18 protein-coding genes are annotated in these 18110 nt (G+C 63.7%); 7 read left to right on the top strand and 11 right to left on the bottom strand.

The genetic code is table 11. The annotated features are described in order from the left end of the window. Positions 1-19 precede the first annotated feature (19 nt). Entirely contained in the window at positions 20-298 is a 279-nt protein-coding gene (locus AAFN55_RS07715) for a cytoplasmic protein (protein WP_347798270.1), read from the top strand. Positions 299-425: 127 nt separating this feature from the next. Here the strand turns inward: AAFN55_RS07715 and AAFN55_RS07710 are convergent, their stop codons facing one another. Then, positions 426-854, bottom strand: a complete 429-nt coding sequence (locus AAFN55_RS07710; protein ID WP_347798269.1) for a MucR family transcriptional regulator — start codon at positions 852-854, stop codon at positions 426-428. A 506-nt stretch (positions 855-1360) separates the two neighbouring features. Between AAFN55_RS07710 and AAFN55_RS07705 the strand changes: the two genes are divergently transcribed. Next, a complete protein-coding gene (locus AAFN55_RS07705) occupies positions 1361-3472 on the top strand; it encodes a S9 family peptidase (protein ID WP_347798268.1) in 2112 nt (703 codons plus the stop codon). Here AAFN55_RS07705 and AAFN55_RS07700 read toward each other — a convergent pair. The 4 genes from AAFN55_RS07700 to AAFN55_RS07685 form a co-directional block, all read right to left on the bottom strand. Next, positions 3466-4389 (bottom strand): cytochrome c, encoded by a 924-nt coding sequence (locus tag AAFN55_RS07700; protein WP_347798267.1) that lies wholly within the window; start codon positions 4387-4389, stop codon positions 3466-3468. The two genes, AAFN55_RS07705 and AAFN55_RS07700, sit on opposite strands and share 7 nt — an antisense overlap. A 24-nt stretch (positions 4390-4413) precedes the next feature. Then, on the bottom strand, positions 4414-4842 hold the full coding sequence (locus AAFN55_RS07695) for a cytochrome c (RefSeq protein WP_347798266.1): 429 nt from the start codon (positions 4840-4842) through the stop codon (positions 4414-4416). Between the two features lie 184 nt (positions 4843-5026). After that, positions 5027-5629, bottom strand: a complete 603-nt coding sequence (locus AAFN55_RS07690) for a superoxide dismutase (RefSeq protein ID WP_347798265.1) — start codon at positions 5627-5629, stop codon at positions 5027-5029. Between the two features lie 114 nt (positions 5630-5743). Further along, positions 5744-6622, bottom strand: coding sequence for a branched-chain amino acid aminotransferase (locus tag AAFN55_RS07685; RefSeq protein WP_347798264.1), 879 nt, complete (start codon positions 6620-6622; stop codon positions 5744-5746). Positions 6623-6795: 173 nt separating this feature from the next. On the opposite strand from AAFN55_RS07685, the gene AAFN55_RS07680 reads away from it, so the two are divergent. Both AAFN55_RS07680 and AAFN55_RS07675 read left to right on the top strand, forming a co-directional pair. Beyond that, entirely contained in the window at positions 6796-7458 is a 663-nt protein-coding gene (locus AAFN55_RS07680; RefSeq protein WP_347798263.1) for a haloacid dehalogenase type II, read from the top strand. A 222-nt stretch (positions 7459-7680) separates the two neighbouring features. Next, complete coding sequence (locus AAFN55_RS07675; RefSeq protein ID WP_347798262.1) at positions 7681-8403, top strand: L,D-transpeptidase; 723 nt, start codon at positions 7681-7683, stop codon at positions 8401-8403. Between the two features lie 27 nt (positions 8404-8430). On the opposite strand, the gene AAFN55_RS07670 is transcribed toward AAFN55_RS07675, so the two are convergent. After that, entirely contained in the window at positions 8431-9990 is a 1560-nt protein-coding gene (locus AAFN55_RS07670; RefSeq protein ID WP_347798261.1) for a helicase HerA-like C-terminal domain-containing protein, read from the bottom strand. A 294-nt stretch (positions 9991-10284) separates the two neighbouring features. On the opposite strand from AAFN55_RS07670, the gene AAFN55_RS07665 reads away from it, so the two are divergent. Then, a complete protein-coding gene (locus AAFN55_RS07665; protein WP_347798260.1) occupies positions 10285-11706 on the top strand; it encodes a methylmalonyl-CoA mutase family protein in 1422 nt (473 codons plus the stop codon). Positions 11707-11721: 15 nt separating this feature from the next. On the opposite strand, the gene AAFN55_RS07660 is transcribed toward AAFN55_RS07665, so the two are convergent. Continuing rightward, positions 11722-12198 (bottom strand): GreA/GreB family elongation factor, encoded by a 477-nt coding sequence (locus tag AAFN55_RS07660; protein ID WP_347798259.1) that lies wholly within the window; start codon positions 12196-12198, stop codon positions 11722-11724. Between the two features lie 66 nt (positions 12199-12264). On the opposite strand from AAFN55_RS07660, the gene AAFN55_RS07655 reads away from it, so the two are divergent. Continuing rightward, the gene (locus AAFN55_RS07655) at positions 12265-13590 is read left to right on the top strand and encodes a TIGR03808 family TAT-translocated repetitive protein (RefSeq protein WP_347800217.1); all 1326 of its coding nucleotides are present in this window, start codon (positions 12265-12267) and stop codon (positions 13588-13590) included. Positions 13591-13772: 182 nt separating this feature from the next. On the opposite strand, the gene AAFN55_RS07650 is transcribed toward AAFN55_RS07655, so the two are convergent. Continuing rightward, a complete protein-coding gene (locus tag AAFN55_RS07650) occupies positions 13773-14777 on the bottom strand; it encodes an asparaginase (RefSeq protein ID WP_347798258.1) in 1005 nt (334 codons plus the stop codon). A gap of 68 nt (positions 14778-14845) precedes the next feature. On the opposite strand from AAFN55_RS07650, the gene AAFN55_RS07645 reads away from it, so the two are divergent. After that, positions 14846-15592: a DUF3750 domain-containing protein gene (locus AAFN55_RS07645; protein WP_347798257.1), complete on the top strand. Its 747-nt coding sequence runs from the start codon at positions 14846-14848 to the stop codon at positions 15590-15592. Here AAFN55_RS07645 and AAFN55_RS07640 read toward each other — a convergent pair whose 3' ends face one another. The 3 genes from AAFN55_RS07640 to AAFN55_RS07630 are packed head-to-tail and all read right to left on the bottom strand — an operon-like array spanning position 15593 to position 17996. Further along, on the bottom strand, positions 15593-16087 hold the full coding sequence (locus tag AAFN55_RS07640) for a hypothetical protein (protein WP_347798256.1): 495 nt from the start codon (positions 16085-16087) through the stop codon (positions 15593-15595). It abuts the gene before it with no gap. Beyond that, on the bottom strand, positions 16087-16833 hold the full coding sequence (locus AAFN55_RS07635) for an SDR family oxidoreductase (RefSeq protein WP_347798255.1): 747 nt from the start codon (positions 16831-16833) through the stop codon (positions 16087-16089). The genes AAFN55_RS07640 and AAFN55_RS07635 overlap by 1 nt, the downstream gene beginning before the upstream one ends. Further along, positions 16830-17996, bottom strand: a complete 1167-nt coding sequence (locus AAFN55_RS07630; protein WP_347798254.1) for an acetyl-CoA acetyltransferase — start codon at positions 17994-17996, stop codon at positions 16830-16832. Before AAFN55_RS07630 ends, AAFN55_RS07635 begins: the two co-directional genes overlap by 4 nt. Positions 17997-18110 lie beyond the last annotated feature (114 nt).

The raw sequence follows: 18110 nt of genomic DNA, 5'->3' as shown, positions 1-18110 counted from the left end.
TTGATGGAAGGAGCACGGTTTGGGTATCAGGGAAGAGGCGCACCAGTTCCGGCTGCGCAAGAATGACGAGACGCATCGCGCGGGCGAAACCGCGGCGTTGTTCGTCCTCGGCCGTATCGATCGCGATGCGGCGCTGTCGGCATCCGGGGAGGACGCAAAGCGTGTTCGCGTCAAGCTCGAGCGGTTGATCGAGCGCGAGCGCCTTCGCGGCATGCGCCGGCACTGGAGCTACGACCTCAATCGGCACATCGCGCTCAAGCAGGCGCTCGATCGCATCAAGGCATCGAGCAATCCCTGATCCGCCCCGACACGGCACGCGCGAAAAAGGCGGCGTCCCGGTGGGACACCGCCTTCATCTATCGTCTGGCCGCAACCGAAGACGGTCGCGTCAGCATTGAATTCATTAAAGCATGATTGTCGGGCGGCTACCGGACCACTTTGCGCTTTCGGCCCAGGCCCATCTTCTTCGCAAGCTGCGAGCGCGCAGCCGCGTAGTTCGGAGCGACCATGGGATAGCTCGCATCGAGGCCCCACTTCTCGCGATACTGATCAGGCGTCAGGCCGTAATGCGTCATCAGGTGGCGCTTCAGCGACTTGAACTTTTTGCCGTCCTCGAGGCAGATGATATAGTCCTCGTGAACCGACTTCTTCGGGTTCACCGCAGGCTTCTGCTTGTCGGCCGGTGCCTGCTCGGGAGCACCACCAACGCGGCCGAGCGCAGCATGCACATCTGCGATCAGATTTGGTAGTTCACCAGCAGGAACGGGATTGTTGCTGACATAAGCTGCGACCACATCTGCGGTCAGCTCTATCAGCATATCGTCATTTTTAGCGGGAGTTTCAGTCATGTCCATGTTTTGGCCCCAGTACGTTGCAAGTTAGTCATTTCGGGGCAGAATCTGCGCCCTGAACGTAACGCTTGGGCGCTTGTGTGCCGCACCTTCGATTCGCGCTACTGCCGCATATGTGAGCCTGCTCTTAAGACAAGTCAATTCAATATTCGACCATTCTCCAAATAGTTAGTGACTATGCAGTATAGATAAGTATTTTGCTCTTAATGGACGCTCGAAATTCAATCGGTTTGTACAATCTGTGATCGTGCATCGCCGGCGCCGCAACCTGGCGCGCATGCATTGTGCCCTCCCCCTGCAATGATAGTGGAATCACCGCTCAAATCTAAAGAGGCCACGAATCACCCGGCATAGATGATCGGTCCGTGTGACTGCCTACAACGTCGCGCATGACATCTCTTGTGCTGCGCTCATCCTTACCGATATTCGCATGATCCGACGGCTCGACATGCTGGGCCTCCGCCACTTCGTTCGCCACTTCAGACTCATCAGCAAGGCTACTTCACTTCATGTCCAGAACCAGCACATTTCCCGCTTTGTCCGCCCCCACGACGGATCGCAGGCCGCATGTCGACGTCAACCACGGCATCGAGCGGACGGACGACTACGCCTGGCTGCGCGCGGACAACTGGCAGGACATGTTCAAGGATCCCGCGTTGCTCGACCCGGCGATCCGGTCTCATCTCGAAGCCGAGAACACCTATCAGCAGGCATTGATGGCCGATACGGCTGCGCTGCAGAAGACGTTGTTCGCCGAGATGAAGGGCCGGATCAAGGAGGACGATTCCAGCGTTCCCATGAAAGACGGCGATTTCGCCTATGGCATGTCGTACCGGGTCGGCGGCGAGCAACCCCGCTTCATCCGCACGCCCCGCGACGGCGGAGACGAAGACATGCTTCTGGACGGCGACAAGGAGGCGGAAGGGACTGCCTATTTCCGCATCGGCAGCGTCGATCATTCGGCTGACCACAAGCGCCTTCTCTGGGGGTATGACGACAAGGGCTCGGAATTCTACACGCTGATGGTACGCGACATCGCGAGCGGCAACGACCTCGAAGACCGCGTCAGCGATACGGGCGGCTCGGGCGAGTGGGATGCGAGCGGAAAAGGCTTCTTCTACACCCGCCTCGACGCCAACCACCGGCCCTCGAAGACCTTCCACCACACGATCGGCCAGCCGGTCTCGCAGGACCGGCTCGTCTATGAGGAAACCGATCCCGGTTTCTTCACCAGCATCGGCGGCACGCGCCTCAACGACTGGATCATGATCGCCATCAACGATCACGAGACGACGGAGTACCGCGTCATCCCCGCAGACCGTCCCGACGCCCAGCCGGTTCTGGTCAAGGCGCGCGAGGAAGGCATCCAGTACGATCTGGAGGAAGGCGGCGACGTTTTCTTCATCCTGACCAATTCGGGCGGCGCGAAGGATTTCCGCATCATGACCGCGCCGGTCGCCGATCCGCGCGAGGAGAACTGGCAGGAACTCGTGCCCCACGAGCCCGGCCGCCTGATCCTCTCGATCATCGGTTTCCGCGATTTTCTCGTACGCCTGGAGCGCAAGGACGGGCTGCCGCGCATCGTGGTGCGCGAGCGCGCCAGCGGTGACGAGCATGTCGTCGCCTTCGAGGAGGAGGCCTACTCGCTCGGCCTTGCCGGATCCTACGAATATGACACCGACATCATCCGCTTTTCCTACTCGTCCATGACGACGCCTGCGCAGGTCTACGACTACGACATGCGCACCCGCGAGCGCGTCCTTCTGAAGACGCAGGAAGTGCCGTCGGGACATGACGCGGACGCCTATGTGACCCGCAGGCTCATGGCTCCGGCGCCCGATGGCGAACTCGTGCCGATCTCCATCCTCTACCGCGCGGATACGCCGCTCGACGGCACCGCGCCATGCCTGCTCTACGGCTATGGCTCCTACGGCATCGCCATTCCGGCCTCGTTCAACACGAACTGCCTGTCTCTCGTCGATCGCGGCTTCATCTACGCCATCGCGCATGTCAGGGGCGGCAAGGACAAGGGCTATGCCTGGTATGATGCCGGCAAGCGGCAGCACAAGGCGAACACCTTCACCGATTTCATCGCGGCGGGCCGTCACCTCGTCGCCGAGGGCATGACCAGCCACGACCGCATCGTCGCGCAAGGTGGTTCCGCCGGCGGCATGCTGATGGGCGCGGTGGCAAACATGGCGCCTGCCGATTTCGGCGGCATCATCGCCGAAGTACCCTTCGTGGACGTGCTTGCGACGATGCTCGACGCGACGTTGCCGCTGACGCCGCCGGAATGGCCGGAGTGGGGCAATCCGCTGGCGTCGGAGGCCGACTACAAGATCATCGCGTCCTACTCGCCTTACGACAACGTCACGGCCCAGGCCTATCCGCCGATCCTCGCGGTCGCCGGACTGACCGATCCCCGCGTCACCTATTGGGAGCCTGCGAAGTGGGTGGCCCGCCTGCGTGAGCGCAAGACCGACGACAATCCGGTTCTCTTCCGCATCAATCTGGAAGCAGGCCATGCCGGCGCGTCGGGGCGCTTCTCGCGTCTGGAGGAGATCGCCTATGGCTACGCTTTCGCCCTGAAGGTCACCGGGCGCGACGCTGTCGCTCAGTAGCCGTTGGGATGTGGCGGAATTGCCTTCAGGTAGGCCGCGATTGCTTCGCGGTCGGATGCGGGCAGTTCCGCCATGTTGCGCACGACGGACGCCATCGAGCCGCCGACTGAATCGTAGTCCGGCGTGAAGCCGGTCTCCAGCAAAGTGACGATGTCGATGTCCGACCAGTCGCCCAATCCGTCGTCCGACGGGGTGATGTTGGGCACGTTCCCGTCGCCTTCGGCAGCGGCGGCGCCGGCCATCCATTGGGCAAGCTCGAGGCCGCCAATGAGATCGCGTGGCGTATGGCACTCGCCGCAATGGCCGGGGCCCTCGACGAGATATTGCCCGCGCGCGACCTGATCGCTCGGATTGCCGAGCGCGACTGCCGGCGCGTCATTCAGGTAAAGCAGCTTCCACAGCCCGAGCGACCGGCGCATGTTGAACGGGAAGCTCAGCTCGTGGCCGGGTGCCGTGCCCGCGACCGCGGGAAGCGTCTTCATGAAGGCCGAGAGGTCCGCGATGTCGGCAGGCTGCATCCTGGCATAGGACGTATAGGGAAACGCGGGATAGTAGTGGCTGCCGCCGGGCGAGACGCCGCGCATCATGGCATTTGCCAGATCCTCGGCCGTCCACATGCCGATCCCGTCCTGCGGGTCCTGCGAGATGTTCGGAGCAACGAATGTCCCGAACCCGGTTTCGAGGCGCAGGCCGCCGCCGAGCGACAGCCGCGCATCCTCCGTCGCTCCCGGCGCGGCATGGCACGACGCGCAGCCGCCCGCCCAGAACACCTGTTCGCCGCGCGTGGCATCGCCATCCCCGAGGCCACCCACGGCTTCGGCATCGAGCCGATCCGGCGCGGACAGGAACCACAGCGCAACGCCGCCGACTGCCGCGACCACGGCTGCCGATACGAGCAGTTTGCGAAGTATGGCCATCAGGACGACGCGTCCGCCATCGGCCTACATGCGGTAGGCTTCGTGGCAGGCGCCGCAGCTTGCGGCCACGGGGCGGAATGCCGCCCGGAACGAGGCAAGGTCCTGCGGGTTCGCTGCGACCGCGGCCTGCGTCACGGCGGTATATTTGTCTGTGGCGGCCTGATAGCCGGCCATGTCTTCCCAGATTTTGGGCGACGACTTGGTATCACCGGTTTCGCTGCCTTCGGGCCAGAGTGCCGCGACGTCGATGGCCTCGGCATTGGTGTTGAGCTTTTCGAGAGCATCCATGACGGCGGCCGCATCGAAGGGCTGCTGTCCCTGGGCGATCGGGCCAAGCACCCGCATCAGCGGGCCGCGCTCCTTCATAAGTTCCTTGCGTTCCGCAATCGGATCCGCCGATGCGCCAGACACGAACAGGGATAGCGCGGCGGCGGACAGGATGAAAAATTTCATGAAGGGCTCCGGATTTGGCAACGGGCTGGCACGGAGACGTGCACGGCGATCATCACCGAAAGACATTGCGGGGGAAGTCACTTCACGCGATCCCCACTTCACGCTTCCGTGAACGCAGCATCCCCTCCAAACGAAAGAAGCCCCGGCAAAACCGGGGCTTCTTCAAAACTATGGAAGCTGGAGCCTACTTGGAGGCTGCTTCGTGCATCTCCAGCACGTAATCCCAGTTGATCAGGCTGTCGACGAACGCCTCGAGGTATTTCGGGCGGGCGTTGCGGTAGTCGATGTAATAGGAATGCTCCCAGACATCGACGCCGAGGATCGGCTTGGCGCCGTGAACGAGCGGGTTTTCGCCGTTCGGGGTCTTGGAGATTTCAAGCTTGCCGTCCTTGACGGAAAGCCAGGCCCAGCCCGAACCGAACTGCGTGGTGCCGGCGTTGATGAAGTCGGCACGGAATTTGTCATAGCCGCCGAGATCGCTGTCGATCGCCTTCTGCAACGCGCCCGGCAGGCTCTTGCCGCCGCCGCCCTTCTTCATCCACTTCCAGAAGTGGATGTGATTGTAGTGCTGGGCAGCGTTGTTGAAGAGGCCGGGGTTCTTTCCGAAGGACGCCTTCACGACCTCCTCGACCGACTTGCCTTCCAGGCCGGCTTCGGCTGCGAGCTTGTTACCATTGTCGACATACGCCTTGTGGTGCTTGTCGTGATGGTATTCGAGCGTCTCCTTCGACATGAAGGGCTGAAGCGCCTCGTAGTCGTACGGCAGTTCCGGAAGTTCAAAGGCCATGGAAAATCTCCCTCGCTAAAATGTGTCGGTTGGTGGTTCAGATGTTACATAGGCGCCCACCGCGTCGGCGCAACACCGACCGGCAGGAAATATGCCGCTTCCGCGACGTCGCGCCTATTGTGCAGGCGTTGAATGGGCCCATTCCCAATAGAGTTCGCGGGCCTTGCGTGCGACCGGGCCGGGCTGCTTGTCGCGATCTTCGACGCGCGTGACCGGAACGATCTTGGAATGGTTGCCGCTTGAGAAGACCTCGTCGGCTTCCAGAAAATCCTTCACCGTCAGCGACTTCTCGGTCGTCTTGAAGCCTGCTTCGGACAACAGCGTCAAGGTGCGGGACCGCGTGATGCCGCTCAGGAACGTTCCGTTCGGCGCCGGCGTGAACACCTCTCCGCCCTTGACCAGGAAGATGTTCGACGTTCCCGTTTCGGCGACGTTGCCAAGCATGTCGAGGACGAGCGCATTGTCGAAGCCGCGCATCTTCGCCTCGAGGATGGCGCGTCCGTTGTTGGGATACAGGCAGCCGGCCTTGGCGTTCGTGGGCATCGTCTCCAGCGTCGGGCGCCGGAAGGGCGAAACGCTCACCGAGAACCCGGTCGGCGGCATCATCGGCGCCTCATAGAGGCACAGGCAGAAGCGTGTCGATGCCGGATCCGAGGGAACGCCCATGTAACCGCCATGTTCGGCCCAATACATCGGCCGGATATAAACCGCAGTCTTGCCGTCGAATTTCTTCAGCCCATCCCATGTCAGGCCGACGATCTCGTCGGGCGACATCGTGGGCTTCAGGCCGAGCGCGATCGCCGACGTGTTGACGCGCGCGGCGTGCTTGTCGAGGTCGGGCGCCACGCCTTCGAACCAACGCGCGCCGTCGAAGACGCTCGATCCGAGCCACATGACATGGCTGCGCGGGCCGACGATCGCCACATTGCCTTCATGCCAGTCGCCGTCGACATAGGTCCAGGTGGCGGATTGCGCTTCCGTAGACAAGCCCATGATGATGAAACCCTTCCTTGTGTGCGGCGCGCATCGAAAAAGGTTTGGCCGGCCGCGTCAATCGGCACAGGCCCGGTTCTGTCGGTCCAGGCAGGCCGTGACCGTTGCTTGACCGCAATCTGCGCTTGGGGTCAAGTCGCCGGTGATAGTTACGGACTCTGGAAACGCCAGCGATGAACCACTCGGCCTATGTCTTCGACGCCTACGGCACGCTTTTCGACGTGCACGCAGCCGTTCGCCGTCACGCCGAGGCCATCGGGCCGGACGGGCAGCTCCTTTCCGAAATCTGGCGCGCCAAGCAGCTCGAATACTCCTGGGTCCGCACCCTGATGGGCAGCCATCGCGATTTCTGGCAGTTGACGCAGGACGCGCTCGATTTCGCCTTCCGAAAGGTGCGATCGGCCGATCCGTCACTCCGTCAGACATTGCTCGACGCCTATTGGCGGCTCGACTGCTATCCGGAGGTGCCGGCCGTTCTCAAGGCGCTGAAAGCATCCGGCGCGCGGATTGCCATCCTTTCGAACGGTTCGCCGGCCATGCTCGAGTCCGCCGTGCGGTCGGCAGCACTCGATCAGGTGGTCGACGAGGTGTTTTCAGTCGAGGCCATCGGCCGCTTCAAGACGGACCCGCTGGTGTACGATCTGGTCACGACCGCGTGGCGGCTCTACCCACAGGCCGTGTCATTCCAGTCATCCAACCGATGGGACGTCGCCGGCGCGACGAAATTCGGGTTCCGCACCGTCTGGATCAATCGCAGCGCGCAGCCGGACGAGTATCTCGATCACGCCCCGGCGCTCATCCTGCCGTCCCTCGAAGGCCTGCTCGCACCAGGCTGACGTAATCGTCACTTGCCCTGACTGTGATAATACGGCAACGGTCGCACCACGGACAAATCTTAGCCATTTGTTATCCATGATTGAGACACAATTGGCGCTGCTTTTCCGGCCGGTCGGAATGGGATTGGTTTTACGCCGATTCCGGTTCATGTCCGGCGTCCAGATTCCATCTCATCACGTCTCCATGGAGCACACGTGTCCGAAGCCAGCAGAACTCCTTTGATGTCCCGTCGTGCGCTCCTCACGGCGGCCTCTGCCTCGGCAGCGGCCATGGCCCTCGCGGGCTGCACCACAACGCCGCGTCGCGATGCTCCGGCCGTCATGCCGCCGCCAATCACCATGGCGCCGGAATTCGGTCCCGCAGTGGCGATGTACGCAGCCCTGCAGGATGGCGGCCATTCCGTTCCGGCCATCCCGATCGAAAAGATCGATCGCCGCTATCACAGGCAGGTCGTTCCCGATCCGACAGGCGAAGCGCCGGGCACCGTGGTCGTCGATACCGGCAACCATTTCCTCTATCTCGTGCTGCCGCGTGGAGAAGCCGTCCGCTACGGCGTCGGTCTCGGCCGCGCCGGGTTCGAATGGGCAGGACGCGCGCAGATCGAGTGGAAGCAGCATTGGCCGCGCTGGTTCCCGCCGGAAGAGATGATCGCGCGCCAGCCGGAACTCGAAAAGTACCGCGCCATCCAGATCCGCGGCACCAACGAGTGGGAAGGCGGCATGCCGGCCGGCATCAACAATCCGCTCGGCGCGCGCGGGCTCTACATCTACCAGGACGGCAAGGACACGCTCTACCGCCTGCACGGATCGCCGGAGTGGTGGTCGATCGGCAAGTCGGTCTCGTCGGGCTGCGTTCGCATGATGAACCAGGACGTGATCGACCTCTACGACCGCGTCGCCGAAAAGTCGCCGATCGTCGTCACCTCAGGCCTCAGGGTATCCTGAGGCCCACAAGCCTGTCGGGAAGCCCGCCTATTTGCGGCGCAGGCTTCCCAGAATGCCGCGAACCAGTTCGCGCCCGAGCGTCGATCCCACCGTTCTCACGACGGACTTGATCGCCGCCTCCGTCACCGTCTGGCGCTGATAGCCGCTGCGGCCTGAGGTCTTGCGCGGCGCAGGCTCCTGCTGGCGTGATCCGCCGCCGAAATCCGGCAAGGTCCAGCGCGATCCTTCGCCCTCTTGCTGCGGCGCCTGCTTCTCGCCCTCGCCTGCCCCCGCTTGCGTCGCCTGCTCGGCACGCTTTTGCAGGATCTCGTAGGCGGATTCGCGATCGACGGTCTGATCGTACTGGCCCGCGACCGGGCTCATCCCCATCAGCTTCTTGCGTTCTTCCGGCGTGATCGGCCCGATCCGGCTCGCCGGCGGCCGCATCAGCGTCCGTTCGACGATCGAGGGAATTCCCTTGTCGCCCAACGTCGAAACCAGCGCCTCGCCCGTTCCCAGCTTCGTGATAGCCTCGAAACAGTCGAAATCCGGGTTGGGCCGGAACGTGTCGGCCGCGGTCTTCACCGCCTTCTGCTCGCGCGGCGTGTAGGCGCGCAGCGCATGCTGGATGCGGTTGCCAAGCTGCGCCAGAACCGTTTCCGGCACGTCGAGCGGGTTTTGCGTCACGAAGTAGACGCCGACGCCCTTCGAGCGGATCAGGCGAACGACCTGCTCAACACGCTCGACCAGCGCACGCGGCGCTTCGTTGAACAGCAGATGCGCCTCGTCGAAAAAGAACACCAGCTTCGGCTTGTCCGGGTCGCCGACCTCGGGCAACTGTTCGAAAAGCTCGGAAAGCAGCCACAGCAGGAACGTCGCGTAGAGGCGAGGATTCATCATCAGCTTGTCGGCGGCGAGCACGTTGATGGCACCGCGTCCGTCGCGGGTCGTGCGCATGATGTCCATGATGTTCAGCGCCGGCTCGCCGAAGAAATACGTGCCGCCCTGCTGTTCCAGAACGAGAAGCGAGCGCTGGATCGCGCCGATCGACTGCCGGGTCACATTACCGTAGCGCGCGCCGATCTCCTGCGCCCGCTCGGCCATGTTGGCCAGCATCGCCTGGAGATCCTTCATGTCGAGGATCAGCATCCCTTCCTCGTCGGCAATGCGGAACGCGATGTTCATCACGCCTTCCTGCGCCTCGGAGAGGTTCATGAGGCGCGACAGGAGAAGCGGTCCCATCTCCGAAACGGTTGCGCGGATCGGATGGCCCTGTTCGCCGAACAGGTCCCAGAAGATCACCGGGAATTCCTGGAATTCGTAGGGGTCGAGTTTGACCTGCTCTGCACGCTTGGTGAGGAAGTCCTTGGCCTCGCCCATCATGGAGATGCCGGACAGGTCACCCTTGATGTCGGCGCAGAAGACCGGGACGCCGGCGTTGGAGAATCCCTCCGCCAGAACCTGCAACGTCACCGTCTTGCCGGTACCGGTCGCGCCGGTGACGATCCCGTGGCGATTGCCGTACTTCAACTGCAGCGACTCGGCCTTCTGGTAGCTGTCGTCCGGCTTCCGGCTCGCTCCAAGGAATATGCTATCTTCCTGCCACATATGCTCGTCTCCGGTGTCGCCAGCCGCTTTTGCGCGTGCGGCATCTACCTCCGGTATAGCCAGCGCGGCGATTGGCCACAATCACCAAGACTCAATGCACGATGCCCGCCCGACCCGAGGCGCGAAGCCAGCCGGGGCAAAGGCCGGGCCGTTGCCGATTGATCACACGCTTCCATGAAATCCATACACATCGTGTGACAGAGGCACATCGAGGCGTGTTAACGCATTGCCGCATGGCCTCGCTATCCGTAAGCTCCCCTCACGAGGGTCGCTGTGGCGACGATTGGAGTTGGAATGGAAACTGGGATCATCAGCACCGGCAGTTTTCCGCCGATGGGGCGCTCCCAGTGGCTCGAGACGGCTCGGCCGGGCTCCGAGGCACCCGTCTCGCCCCGTTATTCGGACCTGCGATTCGAGCAGCTTCGGCAGGACCACCAGCGCACCGGGCTCCTGCATGGCGCCGGGCCAAGCTGGACGATCGTTCAGCGGGTCGACGACACCGACGCCAAGCGCGCCAACGCACAGGCTCAGGAAGACATCGCGGCCGGGGCCACCGGCCTTGCCATCATCTTCGAGGGCGCGCCGAATGCGTTCGGCTACGGCCTTCCGGCCCGTCCCGAGGCGCTGGCAGCAGCGCTCCACAACATCCAGTTGAGCAAGACCTATCTGCGCATCGACGTCCATCCATCAAGCCGCGCATCGGTCGACTGGATCGTCGAGCTCATGCGCCGCAAGAAAGTCGATCCAGCGCGCGTCAGCCTGTCCTTCGGCATCGATCCGGCGGCGATCTTCGCGGGCAATGGCAGCCTGCGCATGTCGATCGACGCGCTCTACGCATCCATGCCGCAGTCGCTCGCGCACTTCTTCGCGATGGGCATTCCCGCCGTCCTTCTCGAAGCGGACGGGCGCGTGATGCACAATGCCGGCGCAACGGAAGCGCAGGAACTCGGGGTGATGCTCGCGGCAGCCGTTTCATACCTGCGGATGTTCCAGGAAGCGCGCCAGCCGCTCGTCTACGCGACACCGCATATCGGCTTCGCGCTCTGCGTCGATCAGGACCAGGTCCTGTCCGTCGCCAAGGTGCGCGCGATGCGCAAGCTCTGGGCGAAGGCACAGGAAGCCTGCGGCATCACGCCCTCGCCCGCCAAGATCCACGTCGAGACGTCCTACCGGATGTTGAGCCTTCGCGACCCGGAGACCAACATCCTGCGCACCACGCTGTCGGCGTCAGCCGCGGTCGCCGGCGGTGCCGACACGATCAGCCTTTTGCCGCACACGCTGCCGCACGGCCTGCCCGAACGCCGCGCGCGGCGGCTCGCGCGCAATGCGCAGCTCGTGCTGGCACGAGAAACGCATCTGAGCTCGTTGGTCGATCCGACCGCGAGTTCCGACGATCTCGATCTCCTCATCGCATCCATGTGCGAGGCGGCTTGGGAAGAGTTCCGCACGATCGAGGAAGATGGCGGGTTGTTGGCGAGCCTGTCGAAGGGGCTGGTTCAAAAGCGGGTTCGCGAAGCCGGTGCAAGCCGCATCGAGATGCTTCGCGCCGAGGCACGCGTCAACGGGACCGATTCGGATCATTCCGCGATCGACGCCGAACTCGTGGAGACCCTGAAGGCCGAGCCGCGCGACGTGTCGCGTGACGGCGTGGCATTCTGCGATCCGTTGCCTGCCGCGCGCATAGACGAGATGGTCGCGAAAGCGGAAACCAACTGACGCGCCGTTCCTTGATCAGGCGGGCGCACCGATCGACAAAATTTCCCATTCCTTGCCGTTGACGGTCGCGACCTCGCCGACCGCCTTGCCGAACAGGGCCTTCGCCATCGGCGACACATGCGAAATCTTGCCCTTCGACACGTCGGTCTCATCCTCACCGACAAGGGTCCAGCTATGCCGCTCGCCGTCATCATTGACGATGTCGACGGTCATCCCGAAACGGACCACACCATCGGTGGTGTCGGGTTCCACCAGTTCGGCCGTTTCGCGGCGCGCGTTCCAGTAGCGAAGGTCACGCGACATGAGCGCGATCTTTTCGCGGTCGCCATCCGCTTCGGCGCGGGCAAGCTTCTCGCGCAGGTCGGAGACCTCTGCGTCGATCATGGCAAGGCCGGCGGGCGTCACCAGATTGCGGTTCGCGCTCACCGGACGCTCTCCGATGTCGGAGATCGCGCCCTCATTGTCGTCTTCCCGTGTGAATGCCCTGCTCATCACTTGAACGTAGGTCTTCATGCGCCAGCAGGCAAGTCGGCGCGAAACCTGCATCTCACCTCGATGATGATCCAGACTGCACCAAAAACGAACAGGCGAACCCTTCTTTCGGGGATGCTCGCGTTTGCGGCGACCGGCGTCGCCTGGCGCGCGTTCGCTCAACCGCTATCCGCACCCGGTGATCAAAGCCAAACGCTCCAGCAGATGATCGATGCAGCATCAGCCCGCAACGAGCCGCTTCATCTGCCGGCGGGTGAGTACGTGGTCTCGAACATCAGATTGCCCGCCGGAGCGCGACTGACCGGCGTTCCGGGTGCCACGCGCATCGTCTATGGCGGCGGAGGCCATCTGTTCAAGGCCGAGGATGCCGCATCAATCGAACTCACCGGCCTGTCGATCGACGGCGGCGACCGGGCGTTGGGCGCAGACACCCAGGCGCTGGTCGAGATGCGGCGCGTCGCCAATCTCGTCATCGACCGCTGCGACATCGTCGGCAGCGCGGCAAGCGCGATTGCGCTCGAGCGTGTTTCGGGCCGGGTCGAGCGCTGCACGATCAGCGGAGCGCAGGATTACGGCCTCTACTGCGTCGAGGGGGCCGGCATGCAGATCACCGGCAACATTGTCACCGATTGCGGGAATGGCGGCATTCTCGTGCATCGCTGGGAGCCGGGCGAAGACGGCGCGCTGGTGACCGGAAACCGCGTCGCGCGAATAGCGGCACGCAGCGGCGGCACGGGCCAAAACGGAAATGGCATCAATGTCTTCCGCGCCGACAATGTCATTGTCGCCAACAACCACGTCTCCGACTGCGCCTTTTCCGCCATTCGCGCCAACAGCGCCAGCAACGTCCAGATCGTCGCCAACCAGTGCCTGCGCTCGGGCGAGACCGCGATCTACTCCGAATTCTCCTTCGAGGGCGCGGTGATCAATTCGAACGTGGTCGATGGCGCTGCGATCGGCATCTCAATCGCCAATCTCGATGAAGGCGGACGGATGGCCGTCTGCAACGGCAACATCGTCCGCAACCTCGTCGACCATGCTCCCTACGAGGACAACAGCCCCGGCTTCGGCATCGGAATCAGCGTCGAGGCAGACACGGCCGTCACCGGAAACGTTGTCGAAGGTGCGCCATTGTTCGGCATGATGCTCGGATGGGGGCCGTTCGTGCGCAACGTGGTCGCGACCGGCAACGTCGTGCGCGACGCCCGCGAAGGTTTCGCCGTCTCGGTGGTCGAAGGTGCCGGCTCCGTCATCGTCGCCGACAACGTCATCGATGGCATCGAGCGCGCCGTGGTCGGATATCGCTGGGCCGACGCAGCGACGGGCGACCTCGCGCAAGGCGACGACGCCTCCTATCCGCATCTGCGGGTCGAGCGAAATCTCGTCAGCTAGAGCTAAAGCGGTTCCGCATGAGGTGGAACGCGTTGCGCGAAAGGCCCCCTCCACCGCCTCCGGCGGTCCCCCTCCCCCGTAAACGGGGGAGGATCCAAGGTCGAGGACGGGCCGCAACGTCGGATCCTCCCCTGCGAAGCGGTGCAGGCGGTGTTTCAGTCAAACCCTGAAATGCTCCACGGCTAAAAGACGCCGGCCACCGGCCTCGTCCGGCCGACCTCGATGCCGTTCCAGTTCTTCATGACCGGATTGGCAAGCTCGATCAGGGTTGGCGACAGCGCGTCCTGTTCGCCGAGAAGCCTTGCGAGCAAGGCGGCGACGGATGTTTCCGAAGCCCGCGTTGTGCCGTCGTCGCATTTGATGGCGATGCCGAGGCCCCGTTCCGGGATTGCGGCGCAATAGACGCCTTCCGCTCCGGTCTTCACGAAGATGCGGCCGCCCGTTGCCCGCATCAGGCGCGTGTCCATCCTGTCCGTGCCGGCGACCTCGAAGGGCTCGGCCATGCAAGCCGCCAGAATTCGCTTCGCCGCGACCGCCCTGCCCTGGCCGAAGCCGACGCCGGTCGCCATGCGGGCAAAGCCGAGCGCGAGGCTCTTCAGCGGAACCGCATAGGTCGGGATCGAGCACCCGTCGATGCCGCATACATCCTCGCCATGTGCCGCGCCGGTCACCGTTTCCATCGCGTCGCGCACCATGCGCTGCGATTCGTGCGATGCGCCGACATAGCCGCGATGGTCGATGCCCAGATGATGGCAGGTGCAGACGAAGCCGGAATGCTTGCCCGAGCAGTTGTTGTGCAGAGCCGTTGGGCTTCCACCTCGGCGCGCAAGGTCGAGCGCCGCCTCCTGATGCATCGGCCAATGTTCGCCGCACTCAAGCGCGGTCTCGTCCAGCCCTGCCTTGGCCAGCATGGCTTTCGCCAGGTCCGCGTGGCCGGGCTCGCCCGAATGCGAAGCGCAGGCAAGCGCGATTTCGCGATTCCCGAAGCCGAATGCGTCGGCCGCGCCGCTCTCCAGAAGCGGCAGCGCCTGGATCGCCTTGACGGCCGATCGCGGAAAGACGGCCGCCTCGATATCGCCACCGCTCAGCACCACATGTCCATCCGCGTCCATGACACAGAAGGAACCGCGATGCCGGCTCTCGACGATGTTACCGCGCAGGACTTCCACAAGTACCGGATTTGCCATCTTCTCACCCGAATGTCGGTTGCAGAACGCGCATAATCCCAATCGCCCGCCGAAGCAAAGGCCATCGCTTGTTCCAGACACTCAAGGGCATCACCGCCTTTCTTCTGCTGATCTTCATCCTTCCCGTCGCCGCGACCGCAGCATGGTGGTCCGTGGTCGACCGTCCCCATTCGTGGCGCGAGGCGAACTGGAGTTCGAGCGGGGTCCTGCCTGCCGCCACCGCGGACCGGGACGCGGCCGTCTACGTGCTTGCGGCGCGCACCGGCGGGTTCAAGGGGGCGCTGTCCGTCCATAGCTGGATCGTGGTCAAGAAGCGCGATGCCGATAGCTACGATCGCTACGACAAGGTGGGCTGGGGCAGCCCGATCCGGCGCAACGGCTATCCGGCCGACGCCTTCTGGTACTCCAACAAGCCATGGATCGTTCATGCCGTTGTCGGCGCGGATGCGGAAAGGCTGATCCCCGATGTCGAGGCCGCGATCGACGGCTACCCCTACGCGAGGACCGGCGGTTATCGCATCTGGCCGGGTCCGAACTCCAACAGCTTCGTCGCCCATGTCCTGACGGAGGTGCCGTCGCTGGGTGCACTTTTGCCCCCGAACGCCACCGGCAGGGACTTTGCGCCCGGCTATGCGGCGCTCCACATCACGCCCGACTGGCGCGATATCCATGCGACGGTCGGAGGCTTCGTCGGCTTCGCGGCAGGGGCCCGAAGCGGCATCGAGGTCCACTTCATGGGTCTCGTCGCCGGAATCGACGTGATGCACCCTGCGCTCAAGATACCCGCGCTCGGCCGCGTCGAGCTGAGTTGGTGACTAATACTGGTCGAACGCTTCCCTGAGGCCGCGCCGCAATCCGTAGAGCTGACTGTCGGTGGGAAACTGCTGATAGACGACGTCGTCGATGAGAGCGTCACCGTCCGCCAGAACGAGCCTGTCCGTCCAGCTTCCGCTCGGCTCGTCCGGGAATTCGTACCGCACCTGGATCGTCGTCTGTCCGCCGAGTTCGCCCGTGTCGCCGGCCTTGCAGATCGGCGCAGCGTCGGGAAACGCCTGATAGGGAATGCCGTCGCCGAATGGCGGCTTCTCGGTCGGATTGGCGTCCGCCAGAACCTGATTGCGCGCCTGGGCGTCTTGCACCGCCTGCCGCAGCGATGGCGTCATGAGGTTAAGTGTCGCGGCTTCGTCATCGGCCACCCGCGCGGCACAGAATGCTTCGGCGATCTTGATCGCCGCATCCTCGGCCTGCGCCGGGCACGCGGCGAACCACGCAGCAAGAGATGCCGCGCCCAGCACGAAGAGTCGGGTCATCAGTCCTCCGGGTCCATCAAGCCGGCAGCCATGAAGCCGCCATCCACCGCGATCGTCTGGCCGGTGATATAGCTCGATGTGGGCGAAAGGAGGAACGCCACCGCCGCTGCGATCTCGTCGGGATCGCCGTAGCGGCGTTGCGGCACGCGTTCGAGCCAGAGCTGGCGGACGGCGGGCGTGTGCACCTGCGCCACCATCGGGGTCTCGATCGGGCCGGGCGCGACGCAGTTGACGCGCACGTCGCGGCGCGCGAGTTCGACCGACATGATCTCCGACATCATCTTCACCGCCGCCTTCGACGATCCGTAGGCGACGCGGCCACGATTGGCCCGAAGGCCCGAGACGGAGGCGATGTTCACGATGGAGAGCGTGTCCGCCATGCGCTCCACCGCAGCCTTCGCCGCGATGAAGGATCCGATGACATTGACGTCTAGGATTTGCCGGAAAAGCTCGGGGCTTGTCTCCAGAAACGGAATGTCGCGGGCAATGCCCGCCGAGTTCACCAGCCCGCCAACGGGCCCCAGCGCATCGACGGCCTGATCGAAAATCTCCGCGACCATGTCTTCATCGGTCACGTCGACGCCGAGGAAGACCGCGTTCTCGCCCGACAGCATGTCTTCAGCCGAAGCAAGGGCCTGCGGGTTGGCGTCAACCACAGCCACGGGCCACCCCTCATCCAGCAACCACTCCACCGTGGCCAGCCCGATGCCGGATGCGCCGCCCGTGACGATGGCTGATGGCTTCATTTGATCCGTTCGAGAATGGAGACGTAGTTGGCGACGGCAGCGCCGCCCATGTTGAAGATACCGCCAAGCCTGGCGCCCTCGACCTGAATTCCGCCGGCCTCGCCGGTGAGTTGCATGGCGGAGAGCGCGTGCATCGATACGCCGGTCGCACCGATCGGATGGCCCTTGGCCTTCAACCCGCCGGACGGATTGACCGGAAGCCGGCCGCCCTTCTCCGTCTGCCCTTCGAGCGCGATCTTGGCGCCCTCGCCGCGCTTGGCGAGGCCCATCGCCTCGTACTCGATCAGTTCTGCGATCGTGAAGCAGTCATGCGTCTCCACGAATGAAAGATCGTCGAGCGACACCCCGGCATTTTTCAGCGCACGCGCCCATGCCTCTTCGCAGCCTTCGAACAGGAGAATGTCGCGCTTCGACATGGGCAAGAAGTCCTGCACGTGTTCGTTGGCACGGAACGCGACCGCACGCTTCATCGAAAGGGCCGTCGTCGCATCGGTCAACACGATCGCCGCCGCGCCATCGGAAACGAGCGAGCAATCCGTGCGCTTCAGCGGGCCGGCGACATAAGGGTTCTTCTCGCTTTCGGTGCGGCAGAAGTCGAAGCCGAAATCCTTGCGCATATGGGCGTAGGGGTTCTCGACGCCGTTCCTGTGGTTCTTGGCGGCGATGCGCGCGAGTGCGTCCGACTGGTCGCCATGACGCTGGAAATAGGCGGCGGCGATCTTGCCGAACTGGCCGGCGAAGCCTGCCGGAATGTCCGCTTCCTCGCGCATGTAGGAGGCACGGATCAGGTTCTGCTGAACCTCAGGGCCGGGTATGGCGGTCATCTGCTCCACGCCGACGACGAGAACCACGCGCGCAGCCCTCGCCTCGATCGCGCGGATGCCCTGCCTGACGGCTGCCGAACCCGTAGCGCAGGCATTCTCCACGCGGGTCGCAGGCTTGAAACGAAGACGGTCATCCGCCTGCAGCACGAGGCTGGCGGTGAAATCCTGAGGCGAGAAGCCGGCATTGAAATGCCCGAGCACGATCTCATCGACGTCATCCGGGCCGATGCCCGCGTGATCGAGCGCTTCTTTCGTGACTTTGACGATCAGACTTTCGACGGTCTCGTCGGTCAACTTGCCGAACTGCGAATGGGCCCAGCCCACGATACAAGCGGTCATCAGTTTCTCCCTATAGGATATGTAGCATGGCGCAGGCTGTTCGGCTCGCGCGAATATTGTTCAACAATGAACGGCTTTCGGCATTCCGTAAAGTGTTCACGGCAACCAAAGCGC

The sequence above is a fragment of the Mesorhizobium sp. CAU 1732 genome, from assembly GCF_039888675.1.
Classification (GTDB): Bacteria; Pseudomonadota; Alphaproteobacteria; order Rhizobiales; family Rhizobiaceae; genus Aerobium.
The sequence above is the reverse complement of the archived record's forward strand: the minus strand, read 5'-3'. Positions and strand labels throughout refer to the sequence as shown.

Excerpts from the sequence above, each read along its gene's own strand:
- AAFN55_RS07705 (WP_347798268.1), top strand. The coding sequence starts at position 1,361 with ATGTCCAGAACCAGCACATTTCCCGCTTTGTCCGCCCCCACGACGGAT.
- AAFN55_RS07675 (WP_347798262.1), top strand. The coding sequence starts at position 7,681 with ATGTCCCGTCGTGCGCTCCTCACGGCGGCCTCTGCCTCGGCAGCGGCC.
- AAFN55_RS07635 (WP_347798255.1), bottom strand. The coding sequence starts at position 16,833 with ATGAAGCCATCAGCCATCGTCACGGGCGGCGCATCCGGCATCGGGCTG.
- AAFN55_RS07695 (WP_347798266.1), bottom strand. The coding sequence starts at position 4,842 with ATGAAATTTTTCATCCTGTCCGCCGCCGCGCTATCCCTGTTCGTGTCT.
- AAFN55_RS07660 (WP_347798259.1), bottom strand. The coding sequence starts at position 12,198 with ATGAGCAGGGCATTCACACGGGAAGACGACAATGAGGGCGCGATCTCC.
- AAFN55_RS07680 (WP_347798263.1), top strand. The coding sequence starts at position 6,796 with ATGAACCACTCGGCCTATGTCTTCGACGCCTACGGCACGCTTTTCGAC.
- AAFN55_RS07655 (WP_347800217.1), top strand. The coding sequence starts at position 12,265 with ATGATCCAGACTGCACCAAAAACGAACAGGCGAACCCTTCTTTCGGGG.
- AAFN55_RS07650 (WP_347798258.1), bottom strand. The coding sequence starts at position 14,777 with ATGGCAAATCCGGTACTTGTGGAAGTCCTGCGCGGTAACATCGTCGAG.
- AAFN55_RS07700 (WP_347798267.1), bottom strand. The coding sequence starts at position 4,389 with ATGGCCATACTTCGCAAACTGCTCGTATCGGCAGCCGTGGTCGCGGCA.
- AAFN55_RS07630 (WP_347798254.1), bottom strand. The coding sequence starts at position 17,996 with ATGACCGCTTGTATCGTGGGCTGGGCCCATTCGCAGTTCGGCAAGTTG.
- AAFN55_RS07670 (WP_347798261.1), bottom strand. The coding sequence starts at position 9,990 with ATGTGGCAGGAAGATAGCATATTCCTTGGAGCGAGCCGGAAGCCGGAC.
- AAFN55_RS07710 (WP_347798269.1), bottom strand. The coding sequence starts at position 854 with ATGGACATGACTGAAACTCCCGCTAAAAATGACGATATGCTGATAGAG.
- AAFN55_RS07665 (WP_347798260.1), top strand. The coding sequence starts at position 10,285 with ATGGAAACTGGGATCATCAGCACCGGCAGTTTTCCGCCGATGGGGCGC.
- AAFN55_RS07685 (WP_347798264.1), bottom strand. The coding sequence starts at position 6,622 with ATGGGCTTGTCTACGGAAGCGCAATCCGCCACCTGGACCTATGTCGAC.
- AAFN55_RS07690 (WP_347798265.1), bottom strand. The coding sequence starts at position 5,629 with ATGGCCTTTGAACTTCCGGAACTGCCGTACGACTACGAGGCGCTTCAG.
- AAFN55_RS07640 (WP_347798256.1), bottom strand. The coding sequence starts at position 16,087 with ATGACCCGACTCTTCGTGCTGGGCGCGGCATCTCTTGCTGCGTGGTTC.